A 15020-nucleotide genomic window follows, 5' to 3' on the forward strand; every position below is an offset into this window, starting at 1 on the left:
CGAGATTCTCGTCACGTCCCCCCGCCCGTCCCCACCTCGTGCTTTTGCGCCCCCGTTACTCCGCGCGAGGCGTCACCCGCCGTACGAGCAGGTACAACTCGCAGCCCAGGCAGTACCCGAACGCCGCATTGAGGAAGGCCGCGGCGAGTGCGGCGCCGGTCGCCGCGAGCCCCAGCCAGCCGGGGCCCAGGGCGAAGCCGACGAGCCCGAGCCCGGCGAAGAGCAGCCCCACCGCCTGGGCGAAGCGCGGCGGTTCGGGCGCCTCGAACCGCGTCGGCGGCCCGAGCCGCGGCCGTACCACCCTGGCGAACAGCAGGCCGTACGGGGAGCGTCCCACTCCGCCCGCCGCGCCCAGCAGGAATGCCAGCGTCTGCCAGGCCAGCAGCCAGACGCTCCCGGTGACCAGAACGACCGCCAGGACGGCGGCCGTGACGGCCGCGCCGAAACGCGGCCCCCTCGCATCGATGTTCATGGGAACCAAGCATTCCGCAGCACGGCCCGGTGGAGGGGGCGGGAATCTTTGCGGTCTCGTGAACGCTTGAAGCAGGTGATGACCGGACTGGTGGTGTGCGTGGTGGTGCTCGCGGCGGCGAGCGCCTACGGAGTGCTGCAACGGCGGCGGAGCGGGAGAGTACGGGTGCGCGGGCGCGACGACGGCAAGCGGCTCGGTTCTGCGGAGCTGGGCGCGGACCTCGGCGAGCGGGCCACGCTCGTGCAGTTCTCCAGCGCGTTCTGCGCGCCCTGCCGGGCGACCCGGCGGGTCCTCGGCGAGGTCGCAGCGGTGGTACCGGGCGTGAGGCATGTCGAGATCGACGCCGAGGCCCACCTCGACCTCGTGCGGCGGCTGGACATCCTGAAGACGCCGACCGTGCTGGTCCTGGACGCCGACGGGCGGGTGGTGCGGCGGGCCACCGGGCAGCCGCGCAAGGCCGACGTGATCGCCGCGCTGGGTGAGGCGGTGTGACGGTGTGAGGCCCTGGGTGAGTCATCTCCCACATGACGGAGCGCACTTGACTGCACGCACCATTTATCGTCAGCCTGACCCCATGCCTGCCGACGTCCTCGCCACGCCCGACCTCCTGCGCTCGGTCTTCCGGCGGCACGCGGCAGGGGTCGCGGTCATCACCGCCCGTGGGGAGGCGGGACCGGTGGGGTTCACCGCCACCTCCTTGACGTCCGTCTCGGCGGAGCCGCCCCTGCTGTCCTTCGGTGTCGGCACCGGCGCCTCCAGCTGGCCCGTGATGGCCGAGGCGGACCACGTCGGTGTCCACATCCTCGGCGAGCACCAGCAGGAGCTGGCCGCCACCTTCGCCCGCAGCGGGGCCGACCGCTTCGGCCCGCCGACCGTCTGGCGGGAGGGGCCCGAGGGTGTCCCCGTCCTGGACGGCGTGCTCGCCTGGCTCGTGGGCCGGGTCGTCGCGCGGGTGCCCGCCGGGGACCACCGGATCGTGCTCGCCGAGGTCGTGCACGGCGACCCCACCGGCACCGGCCGTCCGCTCCTCTACCACCAGGGCCGTTTCCAGCGTCTGCGCGACTGAACCGGGCCTCCCCCCGTGCTGCGTGACCGTCGAGTTCCGGTTACGCTGCGTTGCGAAGGTCACAGTTCAAAGCGCTTGCTTAGCGGGAACGAACTGGGTGTACTGACGAGTAATATTTCGCTCGGAGCGTGGGTCGCCCCGACCGGGATCGGCCGCTTGAGGCGCCTATGCTGCCTGCAAGAGGCAGCCGAGAAATGACGATGCAGTAGGAGAGCCGGCGTGAGCTTGAGGATCGTTGTCACTGTGAAGTACGTGCCCGACGCCACTGGCGACCGGCACTTCGCCGATGACCTGACCGTCGACCGGGACGACGTGGACGGTCTGCTCTCCGAGCTCGACGAGTACGCGGTCGAGCAGGCGCTGCAGATCTCCGAGAACTCCGACGACGACGTGGAGGTCACCGTCCTGACGGTGGGCCCCGAGGACGCCAAGGACGCGCTGCGCAAGGCGCTGTCCATGGGCGCGGACAAGGCGATCCACGTCGAGGACGACGACATCCACGGCACCGACGCCATCGGCACCTCCCTGATCCTGGCCAAGGCGATCGAGAAGGCCGGCTACGACCTGGTCGTCTCCGGCATGGCCTCCACCGACGGCACCATGGGCGTCGTGCCCGCGCTGCTCGCCGAGCGCCTGGGCGTCCCGCAGGTCACCCTGCTCTCCGAGGTATCCGTCGAGGGCGGCACGGTCAAGGGCCGCCGCGACGGCGACGCCGCGTCCGAGAACCTGGAGGCCTCCCTGCCGGCGGTCGTGTCCGTGACCGACCAGTCGGGCGAGGCGCGTTACCCGTCCTTCAAGGGCATCATGGCGGCCAAGAAGAAGCCGGTGGAGTCCTGGGACCTGTCCGACCTGGACATCGAGGCCGAAGAGGTCGGCCTGGAGGGTGCCTACACGGTCGTCGACGGCGCGACCGAGCGCCCGGCCCGTACCGCGGGCACGATCGTCAAGGACGAGGGCGAGGGCGGCAAGCAGCTCGCTGAGTTCCTCGCGGGCCAGAAGTTCATCTGAGCCCGACCGCCGACCGTCCCTCATCTTTCGCAAGCAGGAGAGAAGAAGTCCCATGGCTGAAGTTCTCGTCTACGTCGACCACGTGGACGGCGCCGTCCGCAAGCCCACCCTGGAGCTGCTGACCCTCGCCCGCCGCATCGGCGAGCCCGTCGCCGTCGCGCTGGGCAACGGCGCCGGTGACACCGCCGCCGCCCTCGCCGAGCACGGCGCGGTCAAGGTCCTCACGCACGAGGCCGCCGAGTACGCCGACTACCTGGTCGTCCCCAAGGTCGACGCCCTCCAGGCCGCGCACGAGGCCGTCTCCCCGGCCGCCGTGCTGGTCCCGTCCTCCGCCGAGGGCAAGGAGATCGCCGCCCGTCTGGCGCTGCGTCTGGGCTCCGGCGTCATCACCGACGCCGTCGACCTGGAGGCCGGCGACGAGGGCCCGGTGGCCACGCAGTCGGTGTTCGCCGCCTCCTTCACCACCAAGTCCCGTGTCTCCAAGGGCACCCCGGTCATCACGGTCAAGCCCAACAGCGCCGCCGTCGAGGCCGCCCCGGCCGCGGGCAGCGTCGAGGCCCTGAACGTCACCTTCTCCGCGCAGGCCACCGGCACCAAGGTCACCGGCCGTACGCCGCGTGAGTCGACGGGCCGTCCGGAGCTGACCGAGGCCGCGATCGTGGTCTCCGGTGGCCGTGGCGTCAACGGCGCGGAGAACTTCGCGATCATCGAGGCCCTCGCCGACTCCCTCGGCGCGGCCGTCGGCGCCTCGCGTGCCGCGGTGGACGCCGGCTGGTACCCGCACACCAACCAGGTGGGCCAGACGGGCAAGTCGGTCTCGCCGCAGCTGTACATCGCCAACGGCATCTCGGGCGCGATCCAGCACCGTGCCGGTATGCAGACCTCGAAGACGATCGTGGCGGTCAACAAGGACGCCGAGGCCCCGATCTTCGACCTGGTCGACTACGGCGTCGTCGGCGACCTGTTCGACGTCGTCCCCGCCCTCACCGAGGAGATCAAGGCCCGCAAGGGCTGATCGACCCGGGCCGGCGAAGGCCCCCGTGACCGGGAACGGTCGCGGGGGCCTTTGTCATCCCAGGGTCATCGAGGCCTGCACCGGCAGGTGGTCGCTCGGATAGGTCCCGTCCACGCTGAAGGTGTTCATCCGGGCCCAGTGCGTGGTCACCCCGGGCGTGGTGAGGATCCAGTCGATGCGCCGCCCCCCGGGCCTCGGCCCCCGGTAGCCGTGGTACGTGCCGTACGCCGGACCCCGCGAGGCCGCAGTGTCCCAGGCGTCCACCAGGCCGATGTCCAGCATGAGGTCGTGCACCCGGTTGTCGCGGGCGTCCGCGTTGAAGTCGCCGGTGACGATCACCGGCAACGACCGGTCCCACCCGGCGATCGTCTCGCCGATGAGCCCCGCCGAGCGTTCCCGGGCGTACTGGCTGACGCTGTCCAGATGGGTGTTGAGGACGTAGAACTCGCGCCGCCCGTCGGCGAGATCGGCGAAACGGACCCAGGTCACCATGCGCAGCCAGTCCGCGTCCCAGGTGTTCGAGGCGATCGTGTACGGGGTGTCGGACAGCCAGAAGTGGTCGAACTCGATCGGTTCGAGTCTGCGCGTGTCGTAGAAGATCGCCATGAACTCGTCCCTGCTGCCGCCCCCGCGTCCGGTGCCGATCCAGTCGTAGTGCTCGCCGAGATCCTTCTCGATCATGCGCACCTGCCGGTAGAGCCCTTCCTGCGTGCCGATGACGTGCGGTCGCTCGCGGCGCAGCAGTTCCCGCATCACCGGTCGGCGTACGGTCCAGCGCGGTGTCGCGTCGACGACGGTCGCCATCCGTACGTTGAACGTCATGACGTTCAGGGCGCCCTCGTGCTCGCCGGCGGAGGCGCGCTGCGGGGGACCGGCGGTGGTGAGCAGCGGTCCCGCGACGGCGGCGACCGCCGCTGCCTTGAGCCCGTGGCGGCGCGTCAATCCGGCCTCGTTCGGCACGTGGTCTCCCTCCCCTTGCACGTCAGGATGAAGCTTGCCTTCTCCGTACGGAAGATGAGGACGGGTCCGCAGTGATCAGCGCGCAGGACGGGGAATCCGACGGCCCGACGGTGTTGACCAGGCCGAAGGTCGGCCGATAGCTTCGCTCTACGGATTGTTGATTCCGTACAGTGGAAAACAGGAGGGTCTCGGAATGGGTCAGGGCCAGCAGGAGAAGGTGGCGACGAGCCTCGCGGGCGCCGTCAGCGAGGAGATCGACGCTTCCCTCGCGCCGGTCGACGCCGAGCTGGAGCGCCGCTATCCCGGAGACCCCGGCACCCGCCAGCCCGTCCACACCGTCTACGTCCCCGGCGACGTCTTCGCCCCGGACACCGTCCGCTCCTGGGGCGACCGCGCCCTCGCCGCCCTCGACCAGCACGCGCCGGACGCCGCGTCCTTCGCCGCCGTCCTCGGCCTCCCGGAGGAGCTCGCCGAACCCGTCCACGCCCGGGTGCGGGCCAAGCTGGAGCGCGAGCCCATCGAGGACCTGCGCGTCGACTTCGAGGACGGCTACGGCAACCGCCCCGACGCCGAGGAGGACGAGGCCGCCGCCCGCGCCGCGCGCATCGTCGCCGAGGCCTACCGGGACGGCACCGCCGCCCCCTGCATGGGCATCCGCATGAAGTGCATGGAGGCGCCCGTACGCGCCCGGGGCATCCGCACCCTCGACATCTTCCTCACCGGCCTGATGGAGGCCGGCGGCCTGCCGGACGGGCTGGTGCTCACCCTGCCCAAGGTCACCTACGCCGAACAGGTCACCGCCATGGCACGGCTGCTGGACGCCTTCGAGAAGGCGCACGGCCTCGAACCCGGCCGGATCGGCTTCGAGATCCAGATCGAGACCAGCCAGTCCATCCTCGCCGCCGACGGCACCGCCACCGTCGCCCGTATGATCCAGGCCGCCGAGGGCCGCGCCACCGGACTGCACTACGGCACCTTCGACTACAGCGCCTGCCTCGGCGTCTCCGCCGCCCACCAGGCGAGCGACCACCCCGCGGCCGACCACGCCAAGGCCGTCATGCAGGTCGCAGCGGCCGGCACGGGGGTACGTGTCTCGGACGGCTCCACCAACGTCCTGCCCGTCGGCCCCACCGAGAAGGTCCACGCCGCCTGGCGCCTGCACTACGGCCTCACCCGCCGTGCCCTGGCCCGCGCCTACTACCAGGGCTGGGACATGCACCCCGGCCACATCCCCACCCGCTACGCGGCCGTCTTCGCCTTCTACCGGGAGGGCTTCGAGCAGGCCGCGGCCCGCCTGTCCCGCTACGCCAACCGCACCGGCGGCGACGTCATGGACGAGCCCGCCACCGCCAAGGCCCTCAGCGGCTACCTGCTGCGCGGCCTGGACTGCGGAGCTCTGGACATGGGAGAGGTCGCCCGCCTGTCGGGCCTGACCCGGAGGGACCTGGAGGGCTTCGCCGTGCCGCGGCGCGGGGACCTGACGGCTTCCGCCTGACGTCGTTGCGCCCGGTGGCCTCCGCACACCGGCACCGCGGGCACGTACCGGCCCTGTCACAGCCGTCGCCGGCCGCTGGTCCCGTCACCGCCGCCCCGTAGTCTGTACGCCACGAACTGACGGAGTCAGTGCATCCGGTGGGGTCACAGGAACGGGGCAGCGGTGTCGACGGGGGAGCACGGGCAGACGGACGGGGCCGGTCGGCTGCTGGCGGGCCGCTACCGCGTCACGGCGGCGCTGGGACGCGGCGGCATGGGCGTCGTGTGGAAGGCGGTCGACGAGGTCCTCGGCCGTGAGGTCGCGGTCAAGGAACTGCGCACCTACACGGACGCGGCAGGTCCCGAACTGGCCGATCTGCACCTGCGGATGCGGCGCGAGGCGCGTGCGGCGGCCCGGGTGCGCCACCACGGTGTCATCGCCGTGCACGACATCGCCCAGGTCGACGGCCGCCCCATCATCGTCATGGAACTGGTCGACGGGCCGTCCCTGGACGATGTCCTGCGTGAGCGGGGCACGCTGGATCCGGCGGAGGCCGCCGGCATCGGCGCGAAGGTCATGGACGCGCTGGCCGCCGCCCACCGCGCGGGCGTCCTGCACCGGGACGTCAAGCCCGGCAACATCCTGCTCGACCGCTCGGGCCGGGTCGTCCTCACCGACTTCGGCATCGCCACGATGGAGGACCCCGGCGACGGTTCGGCCACGCGTCTCACCCGCAGCGGCGAACTCGTCGGGTCCCTCGACTACCTGGCCCCCGAGCGCGCCCAGGGCGCCCACCCCGGCCCCGCCTCCGACATCTGGGCGCTCGGCGCCACGCTGTACGCGGCCGTCGAAGGAGCCTCGCCCTTCCGCCGCACGTCGACGTTCTCCACGCTCACCGCGATCGTGAGCGAACCGCTGCCGGAAGCCCGCCGCGCCGGGCCGCTCGCGCCCGTCCTCCAGCGGCTGATGGACAAGCGGCCCGACTCCCGCCCGGAGGCAGAGCAGGCCCGCGACATGCTTCAGGCGATCGCGGACTCGGGCGGCGCGGACGAGTCGACCTCTGCCACGGTGAGCAGCGCGGCCCCGCCGCCGCGTCCGGAGACGGAACGGAGCCTTCCGTCGGTACCGCCGGGGTTCGGCCCGCCGCAGCCCGGCGCCGCCGGGCCGCACGAGGGCACGCACACCCCGGGCTTCGGCACGGCCGGCGCCTTCGGGGCGGCGGCGCACGCCGGGCCAGGGCACTCCGGACCCGCCGCGTACGCCCAGGCCTCCGGGCACCCCACGCCGGTGGGGCACGGACCGCAGAGCCCGGGCACCGGCCCCCAGGGCTTCGGCCCGGCGCCCCTCGGCAGCGCCCCGGGCCCGTCCGTCTCGACCACCCCCGTGAACGCCGATCGCGCCACGCCCCGCCGCCGGGCACGTGTCGTCCTCGCCGCCGCGGCCGTCGCCGTCGTCCTGGCCGCCGGCGGTACGACGGCCGCCCTGCTCGCCGACCCCGGTGACGAGAAGACCGGCGCCCGTTCGGCCGAGCCCGGTGGTCCGGACGACGGCTCGAACGCCCCGCGGGCCACGCGGCAGGGCGACGACAAGGACGGGACCCCGTCGAAGAAGCCCGCCGACGAGAAGGACCCCGAGCCCACCGGCCGGGCCACCACCGCCGCCCCCGGGAAGACGGCCGGCGCGGGCGGCGCGGGGACCTCGGACGGCGGCACCTCCCGGGGCGGCACCACCACCGGCGGCGGTTCCGCGGACGGCGGCACGCCGGGCGGCGGCTCGACCACCCCGGCCCCGGTCTGCCACGCCATCGGGGGCGGCAAGTACAACTGCCAGGTCTGGAAGACCGCCGACTCCTACACCGCCTCCGGCACCAAGGTGGGGATCCTCAACGCGGGCACCAATTACTTCTACTGCCAGCAGAACCTGGGCCGCCGCGAGACGTCCGGGCAGTGGACCAACGTCTGGTGGGCGAAGACCGACGACGACAGCGGCAACACCGACGTCTACGTCAGCGACGTCTACATCAAGGGCGGCGACAACGACGCGCCGGTTCCCGGGCTGCCGGTCTGCTGAACCCGCGCCGACGCGGCCACGTACCGCTCGAGGCCGGAGGCCGTCACCAGCTTCTCCTCGATGAACAGCCGTGTGCCCCGTTCGCACAGCCGCCGGTCTCCACGGGCCCGCGCGCAGAACTCCTCGGGCACCACGCCGAACAACTCCCGCAGCCGCGGCAGCCCGACGAGCAGCTCGGTCAGCAGCTCCCGCTCACCGGGGTGCGTGCGCGGGACGCCCGTGCCGTCGTGGAGGACGCCGTGCCGGTTGACGTAGGCGTACGCCCCGGGCAGACGGGTGCCGTCCGCGAGGTCGATGCGGACATCGGGCGACGGCAGCCAGGCCCGGTCGAAGTTGCCGCCCGGCACCGGCACGCCCTCGCTCGCGTCGATCACCGCGAGCTGCCCGGCGTCCAGCCACAGGACGAACAAGTCCCGCACGGTGCCCGGGGCGCCGACCGGCGAGGCCGACACGTATCCCATGCGGCTCACATGCGCCGAGACACCGGCGTCGATGCCCGTCACCCGGGCTTTCACCATCGGCAGCGGTGATCCGATGCCGAACTCGGTCATCTTGTGGCGCAACTGCCCCGGGCAGCCGTTGGAACCGATGGCGATGACCGGTGTGCGGTCCTCGTACACCAGCCGCTCCGGCGGCAGGAAACGGTCCCCGTCGAGGATCCCGGAGCCGGCCGGCCACGCCCCCGGATACAGCAGCGGATGCTCGCGCGGAGCCTCGGCCAGGCCGAGTGCCCGCAGCGTGCGATCGGTGCCGTCGTCCATGGGCCGCTCAGTCCGCCGGGGGGATCTCGCCCGAGCCGCGGGTGATCAGCCGGGTCGGCAGCTCGATGCGCTCGGGAGTGACGAGGGAGCCGTCCAGCTGCCGGAAGAGACGTTCCGCCGCGGTGCGGCCGATGTCCGCCGCGTCCTGGGCGACGACCGTGACGCCAGGCTGGAGCAGGTCGGCGAGCTCGATGTCGTCGAAGCCGACCAGGGCGACCCGGCGGGTCTGCTCGGCGAGCACCCGGATCACGGTGACCGTCACCCGGTTGTTGCCCGCGAAGATCGCCGTGACGGGGTCCGGGCCGCTCAGCATCTCCTCGGCCGCCCTGCGCACCCGCTCGGGGCCGGTCACGCCGAGGGACATCCAGGAGCCCGCCACGGGTATGCCCGCGTCCTCCATGGCGGCCCGGTAGCCGCGCAGCCGCTCGGCGGCGGTGTGGATGCGGGGCATGTCGCCGATGAAGCCGATCCGTCGGTGCCCTTGGGCGATGAGGTGGGCGACGCCGTCGCGGGCGCCCCCGAAGTTGTCCGACAGGACCACGTCGGCGTCGATGTGCCCGGCGGGCCGGTCCACGAACACCGTGGCGACGCCCGCCTTGAGCTCGGGCTCCAGGTACCGGTGGTCGTCCCCCGCCGGGATCACCACCAGTCCGTCCACCCGGCGCGCGCACAGGGCCAGCACCAGTTCCTGCTCGCGCTCGGGGTCCTCCGCGCTGGAGCCGTTGATCAGCAGGGCGCCGTGCGCGCGGGCCACCTCCTCGACCGAGCGGCTCAGCGGCCCGTAGAACGGGTCGGCGAGGTCCTCCAGGACCAGGCCGATGCTCGCCGTGCGGCCCTTGCGCAGCACCCGCGCGCTGTCGTTGCGGCGGAACCCGAGGGCGTCGATCGCCTCCTGCACCCGCCGCTCCGTCTCCGGGGTGACCCCCGCTTCCCCGTTCACGACACGGGAGACCGTCTTCAGGCCGACTCCGGCGCGCGCCGCGACGTCCTTCATGGTCGGCCGGGTGCCGTAGCGCGTGGCGGATCGGAGGGGGGTCTGGGGCACGGTGCGGTGTCCTGTCCTGTCGTCCACGGGGGTGCGTCGATCCTGGGTTTGTATGAGGATGTGGCGTCGAGCATAGAGCCTGGACAACGTTGTCAGGCTCGGGGGAGACTGTCCACCGCACTCTCCGGCCCCGCGCGCTGTCGCGGGACCGGTCCGCTGCGTGCCCTGCTTGACGGCTTTCACGGCCTTTTCTCACGCATGCCCGACGGGGAGATCCGACTCTGATGCACACCGACCTCGTGGCCGCGCTCGACATCGGCGGCACCAAGATCGCCGGCGCCCTGGTGGACGGCCGTGGCCGGATCCTGGCCCGCGCGCAGCGGCCCACGCCCGCCCGGGAGGACGGTGACACCGTGATGCGGGCCGTGGAGGAGGTGCTCGGCGAGCTCACCTCGTCGCCGCTGTGGGAACGGGCCACGGCCGTCGGGATCGGCAGCGCCGGGCCCGTCGACGCCTCGGCGGGCACGGTGAGCCCGGTGAACGTGCCCGGCTGGCGCGACTACCCGCTGGTGGCGCGGGTCCGGGCGGCGGCCGGGGACCTGCCCGTCGAGCTGATAGGCGACGGTGTGGCGATCACGGCGGCCGAACACTGGCAGGGCGCCGCCCGGGGACACGACAACGCCTTGTGCATGGTCGTCTCCACGGGCGTCGGAGGCGGTCTGGTGCTCGGCGGCCGGCTGCACCCGGGACCCACCGGCAACGCCGGTCACATCGGGCACATCAGCGTGGAACTCGACGGCGATCTGTGCCCCTGCGGCTCGCACGGCTGTGTGGAGCGCATCGCCAGCGGCCCCAACATCGCCCGGCGCGCCCTGGAGAACGGCTGGCGGCCCGGCCCGGACGGGGACACGTCCGCCGCCGCGGTGGCCGCCGCCGCCCGCTCCGGCGACCCGGTCGCCGTCGCCTCCTTCGAACGCGCCGCGCAGGCCCTGGCCGCCGGGATCGCCGCGACCGCCACGCTCGTGGAGATCGACATCGCCGTGATCGGCGGGGGAGTGGGCAAGGCGGGCGACGTCCTCTTCACGCCGCTGCGCAAGGCGTTGGGCGGCTACGCGACCCTGTCCTTCGTCCGGGATCTGACCGTGGCGCCGGCGCAGATGGGGACGGACGCCGGTCTGGTGGGCGCGGCGGCGGCAGCCCTGGCGATACGGACGGACGCGGCGGCGGCCGGGGTGTGAGACCGGGGCGGCCGATTCGAGCAGGAACGTTCAGCCTGCGGTGGGGTGATGCGGGACGTCGCGGGGGCCGGTGGGGCGGCCATCCGTGGGTGATGCGGGGTGCGGTGGGGATCGGCGGGGCGGCCATTCCGCGGTGATGTGGGGTGCCGCCGGGCCGGTGGGGCGGCGATCCGCCGGTGATGCGGGGATCGGCGGGGCGGCCATTCCGCGGTGATGTGGGGCGCCGCGGGCCGGTGGGGCGGCCACCGGCGGGTGATGTGGGGTGCCGTGGGCTCGGTGGGGCGGCCATCCGCCGATGTTGCGGGGTGCGGTGGGGCTCGGTGGGACGGCCAACCCGAGGGTGATGTGGGGTGCCGCGGGGCCCGGTGGGGCGGCCGTCCGCCGGTGATGCGGGGTGCGGCGGGGATCGGCGGGGTGGCCGCCCGCCGGTTATGCGGGGTGCCGCGGGGTCGGTGGGGCGGCCACCTCCGGGGGATACGGACCGGTCCGGTCCGTTTAGCCGGAAATCGGCCGCACGTGCGTGCGATGTGGCACGATCGCGCTTGTGAGCAGCAGACCCACCACGCCACAGCACCTGCGTGACCTCGCCCGGCTGCGTCGCGTCAAGGACCGGATCGACCGGGAGTACGCGAAGCCTCTGGACGTCGAGGCGCTCGCCCGGGGTGTGCACATGTCGGCGGGCCATCTCAGCCGTGAGTTCCGGCAGGCGTACGGCGAGTCGCCGTACAGCTATCTCATGACACGGCGCATCGAGCGCGCCATGGCGCTGCTGCGCCGGGGGGACCTCAGCGTCACCGAGGTGTGCTTCGAGGTCGGCTGCGCGTCGCTGGGCACCTTCAGCACCCGTTTCACCGAGCTGGTGGGCATGCCGCCCAGTGCCTACCGGCGTGAGGCGGCCCGGGCCACGGCGGGCATTCCCTCGTGTGTGGCCAAGCAGGTGACCAGACCGGTCAGGAATCGAGAAGCGCCGGCCCCGGGCCGAAACTAGCGTGAGGGCCATGGACCTTCGCATTCACGCCAGCTTCCTTCCGCACGACGACCCGGACGCCGCCCTGGCGTTCTACCGCGACACCCTCGGCTTCGAAGTCAGAAACGACGTCGGGTACGAGGGCATGCGCTGGATCACGGTCGGCCCCGTCGGCCAGCCCGGCACGAACATCGTGCTGCACCCGCCGGCCGCCGACCCCGGCGTCACCGAGGACGAGCGCCGCACCATCGCCGAGATGATGGCCAAGGGCACCTACGCCAGCATCGTCCTGGCCACCACCGACGTCGACGCCACCTTCGAGCGGGTGCAGGCGGGCGACGCCGAGGTGGTCCAGGAGCCGGTGGACCAGCCCTACGGCGTTCGCGACTGCGCCTTCCGCGACCCCGCGGGCAACATGGTCCGCATCCAGCAGCTGAAGGCGTCGTAGCGGCCCCCGCACCGCACCGCACGGCCCGCGCCGCTCCCCCGGGAGCGGCGCGGGGCAACGAGATCGTCCGAGCGCGGCAGCGCCGCCCGACAGATGGAGACACCATGAGCAAGGCCACGACGACGGACAGACAGTCGCCCGGGCCGCACGTTGCCGACAGCCATGACGTGATCCGCGTGCACGGCGCACGCGAGAACAACCTCAAGGACGTCAGCATCGAGATCCCGAAGCGCCGGCTCACGGTGTTCACCGGCGTCTCCGGCTCGGGCAAGAGCTCGCTGGTGTTCGACACGATCGCGGCGGAGTCGCAGCGTCTGATCAACGAGACCTACAGCGCCTTCCTCCAGGGCTTCATGCCCAACCTGGCCCGGCCCGATGTCGACGTGCTGGACGGGCTGACGACCGCGATCGCCGTCGACCAGCAGCGCATGGGCTCCGACCCCCGCTCCACGGTCGGCACCGCCACCGACGCCAACGCGATGCTGCGGATCCTCTTCAGCCGCCTCGGCAGGCCCCACATCGGCCCGCCCGGCGCGTTCTCCTTCAACACCGCCTCGGTCTCGGCGAGCGGTGGCTTCACGGTGGACCGGGGGGCCGACAAGACCAGGACCGAGAAGGTGTCCTTCAGCCGCACCGGCGGCATGTGCACGCACTGCGAGGGCCGGGGCTCGGTCTCCGACATCGACCTCACCCAGCTCTACGACGACTCCAAGTCGCTCTCCGAGGAGCCCTTCACCATCCCCACCTACACCGGGGGCGGCTGGGTGGTGCGGGTCATCGCCGAGTCGGGCTTCTTCGACAAGGACAAGCCGATCCGCGAGTACACGAAGAAGGAACGGCACGACTTCCTGTACCGCGAGCCGACCAAGGTGAAGATCAACGGCGTCAACCTCACCTACGAGGGGCTGATCCCGAAGATCCAGAAGACCTTCCTCTCCAAGGACCGCGAGTCGATGCAGCCGCACATCCGGGCCTTCGTCGACCGGGCGGTCACCTTCAGCCGGTGCCCGGAGTGCGACGGCACCCGGCTCAGCGAACTGGCCCGCTCCTCGAAGATCGGGGAGGTCAACATCGCCGACGCCTGCGCGATGGAGATCCGCGACCTGGCGGAGTGGGTGCGCGGCCTGGCGGAGCCGTCGGTGGCGCCGCTGCTCGCCAAGCTCCAGCACACCCTGGACTCGTTCGTGGAGATCGGCCTCGGCTACCTCTCGCTCGACCGGTCCTCGGGCACACTCTCCGGCGGTGAGGCGCAGCGCACCAAGATGATCCGCCACCTCGGCTCCTCGCTCACCGACGTCACGTACGTCTTCGACGAGCCGTCCATCGGCCTGCACCCGCACGACATCCAGCGGATGAACAACCTCCTGCTGCGGCTGCGGGACAAGGGCAACACCGTGCTCGTCGTGGAGCACAAGCCGGAGACGATCGCCATCGCCGACCACGTCGTGGATCTCGGCCCCGGCGCCGGCACGGCGGGCGGCACCGTCTGCTTCGAAGGCACCCTGGAAGGGCTGCGGGGCAGCGGCACCGTCACCGGCCGGCACCTCGACGACCGGGCCAAGATCAAGCCGTCCGTCCGCAAGCCCACCGGCGCGCTGGAGATCCGGGGCGCCTCGGCGAACAACCTGCGGAGCGTCGACGTCGACATCCCGCTCGGCGTACTCACCGTGATCACCGGCGTCGCCGGTTCGGGCAAGAGCTCCCTCGTGCACGGCTCGATCCCCGCCGACGAGGGCGTGGTGGCGATCGACCAGACCCCGATCCGCGGCTCGCGGCGCAGCAACCCGGCGACGTACACCGGGCTGGCGGACCCCATCCGCAAGGCCTTCGCCAAGGCCAACGGCGTGAAGCCGGCGCTGTTCAGCGCCAACTCCGAGGGTGCCTGCCCCGCCTGCAACGGTGCCGGTGTCATCTACACCGACCTGGCGATCATGCAGAGCGTCGCCACCCCCTGCGAGGAGTGCGAGGGCCGGCGGTTCGAGGCGTCGGTGCTGGAGTACCGGCTCGGCGGCCGCGACATCAGCGAGGTGCTGGCGATGCCGGTGACGCAGGCCGAGGAGTTCTTCGGCAGCGGCGAGGCCCGCACCCCGGCCGCGCACCGGATCCTGGAGCGGCTCGTCGACGTCGGGCTCGGCTACCTCACGCTCGGCCAGCCGCTGACCACGCTGTCCGGCGGCGAGCGCCAGCGGCTCAAGCTGGCCACGCACCTGGGTGAGAAGGGCGGCGTGTACGTCCTCGACGAGCCGACCACCGGCCTGCACCTCGCGGACGTGGAGCAGCTGCTGGGCCTGCTGGACCGGCTCGTCGACTCCGGCAGGTCGGTCATCGTGATCGAGCACCACCAGGCGGTCATGGCGCACGCCGACTGGATCATCGACCTCGGCCCCGGCGCGGGCCACGACGGCGGCCGGATCGTCTTCGAGGGCACTCCGGCCGACCTCGTCGAGTCCCGCTCCACGCTGACCGGTGAGCACCTGGCGGCCTACGTGGGCGCCTGAGCGAGCCGCCGGGACGGCACCAGGAAGGGCGCCGTCCCGAACCGCCGGCGCCCCCGGG

The 15020-nt window shown here is 72.5% G+C and carries 14 protein-coding genes; 10 read left to right on the forward strand and 4 right to left on the reverse strand.

Annotated features, from left to right (window positions below; genetic code table 11):
* Positions 1–55: 55 nt before the first annotated feature.
* Entirely contained in the window at positions 56–472 is a 417-nt protein-coding gene (locus AB0I06_RS07295; RefSeq protein ID WP_363117771.1) for a DUF4395 domain-containing protein, read from the reverse strand.
* A 78-nt stretch (positions 473–550) separates the two neighbouring features.
* Here AB0I06_RS07295 and AB0I06_RS07300 point away from each other — a divergent pair, with 78 nt between their 5' ends.
* The 4 genes from AB0I06_RS07300 to AB0I06_RS07315 all read left to right on the forward strand — a co-directional run bounded on the left by AB0I06_RS07300 (position 551) and on the right by AB0I06_RS07315 (position 3561).
* Positions 551–964, forward strand: coding sequence for a thioredoxin family protein (locus AB0I06_RS07300; protein ID WP_363118036.1), 414 nt, complete (start codon positions 551–553; stop codon positions 962–964).
* 82 nt (positions 965–1046) lie between these two features.
* Entirely contained in the window at positions 1047–1538 is a 492-nt protein-coding gene (locus AB0I06_RS07305; protein WP_363117772.1) for a flavin reductase family protein, read from the forward strand.
* A 219-nt stretch (positions 1539–1757) separates the two neighbouring features.
* On the forward strand, positions 1758–2546 hold the full coding sequence (locus tag AB0I06_RS07310; RefSeq protein WP_363117773.1) for an electron transfer flavoprotein subunit beta/FixA family protein: 789 nt from the start codon (positions 1758–1760) through the stop codon (positions 2544–2546).
* Positions 2547–2598: 52 nt separating this feature from the next.
* Positions 2599–3561, forward strand: coding sequence for an electron transfer flavoprotein subunit alpha/FixB family protein (locus tag AB0I06_RS07315; protein WP_363117774.1), 963 nt, complete (start codon positions 2599–2601; stop codon positions 3559–3561).
* Between the two features lie 54 nt (positions 3562–3615).
* On the opposite strand, the gene AB0I06_RS07320 is transcribed toward AB0I06_RS07315, so the two are convergent.
* Entirely contained in the window at positions 3616–4521 is a 906-nt protein-coding gene (locus AB0I06_RS07320; protein ID WP_363117775.1) for an endonuclease/exonuclease/phosphatase family protein, read from the reverse strand.
* A gap of 193 nt (positions 4522–4714) precedes the next feature.
* On the opposite strand from AB0I06_RS07320, the gene AB0I06_RS07325 reads away from it, so the two are divergent.
* Both AB0I06_RS07325 and AB0I06_RS07330 read left to right on the forward strand, forming a co-directional pair.
* Positions 4715–6016, forward strand: a complete 1302-nt coding sequence (locus AB0I06_RS07325; protein WP_363117776.1) for an aldolase/citrate lyase family protein — start codon at positions 4715–4717, stop codon at positions 6014–6016.
* A gap of 162 nt (positions 6017–6178) precedes the next feature.
* Positions 6179–8065, forward strand: a complete 1887-nt coding sequence (locus AB0I06_RS07330; RefSeq protein WP_363117777.1) for a protein kinase — start codon at positions 6179–6181, stop codon at positions 8063–8065.
* Here the strand turns inward: AB0I06_RS07330 and AB0I06_RS07335 are convergent.
* Positions 8011–8826: a hypothetical protein gene (locus AB0I06_RS07335; protein WP_363117778.1), complete on the reverse strand. Its 816-nt coding sequence runs from the start codon at positions 8824–8826 to the stop codon at positions 8011–8013. The genes AB0I06_RS07330 and AB0I06_RS07335 overlap by 55 nt on opposite strands.
* 7 nt (positions 8827–8833) lie before the next feature.
* Positions 8834–9898, reverse strand: coding sequence for a LacI family DNA-binding transcriptional regulator (locus AB0I06_RS07340; RefSeq protein WP_363117779.1), 1065 nt, complete (start codon positions 9896–9898; stop codon positions 8834–8836).
* A 197-nt stretch (positions 9899–10095) separates the two neighbouring features.
* Between AB0I06_RS07340 and AB0I06_RS07345 the strand changes: the two genes are divergently transcribed.
* The 4 genes from AB0I06_RS07345 to AB0I06_RS07360 all read left to right on the forward strand — a co-directional run bounded on the left by AB0I06_RS07345 (position 10096) and on the right by AB0I06_RS07360 (position 14962).
* The gene (locus AB0I06_RS07345; protein WP_363117781.1) at positions 10096–11049 is read left to right on the forward strand and encodes an ROK family protein; all 954 of its coding nucleotides are present in this window, start codon (positions 10096–10098) and stop codon (positions 11047–11049) included.
* A gap of 544 nt (positions 11050–11593) precedes the next feature.
* Positions 11594–12037 (forward strand): helix-turn-helix transcriptional regulator, encoded by a 444-nt coding sequence (locus AB0I06_RS07350; RefSeq protein WP_363117782.1) that lies wholly within the window; start codon positions 11594–11596, stop codon positions 12035–12037.
* A gap of 10 nt (positions 12038–12047) precedes the next feature.
* Positions 12048–12464, forward strand: a complete 417-nt coding sequence (locus tag AB0I06_RS07355) for a VOC family protein (protein ID WP_363117783.1) — start codon at positions 12048–12050, stop codon at positions 12462–12464.
* Positions 12465–12568: 104 nt separating this feature from the next.
* A complete protein-coding gene (locus AB0I06_RS07360) occupies positions 12569–14962 on the forward strand; it encodes an excinuclease ABC subunit UvrA (RefSeq protein WP_363117784.1) in 2394 nt (797 codons plus the stop codon).
* Positions 14963–15020 lie beyond the last annotated feature (58 nt).

The sequence above is a fragment of the Streptomyces sp. NPDC050674 genome, from assembly GCF_040654575.1.
Lineage (GTDB): Bacteria > Actinomycetota > Actinomycetes > Streptomycetales > Streptomycetaceae > Streptomyces.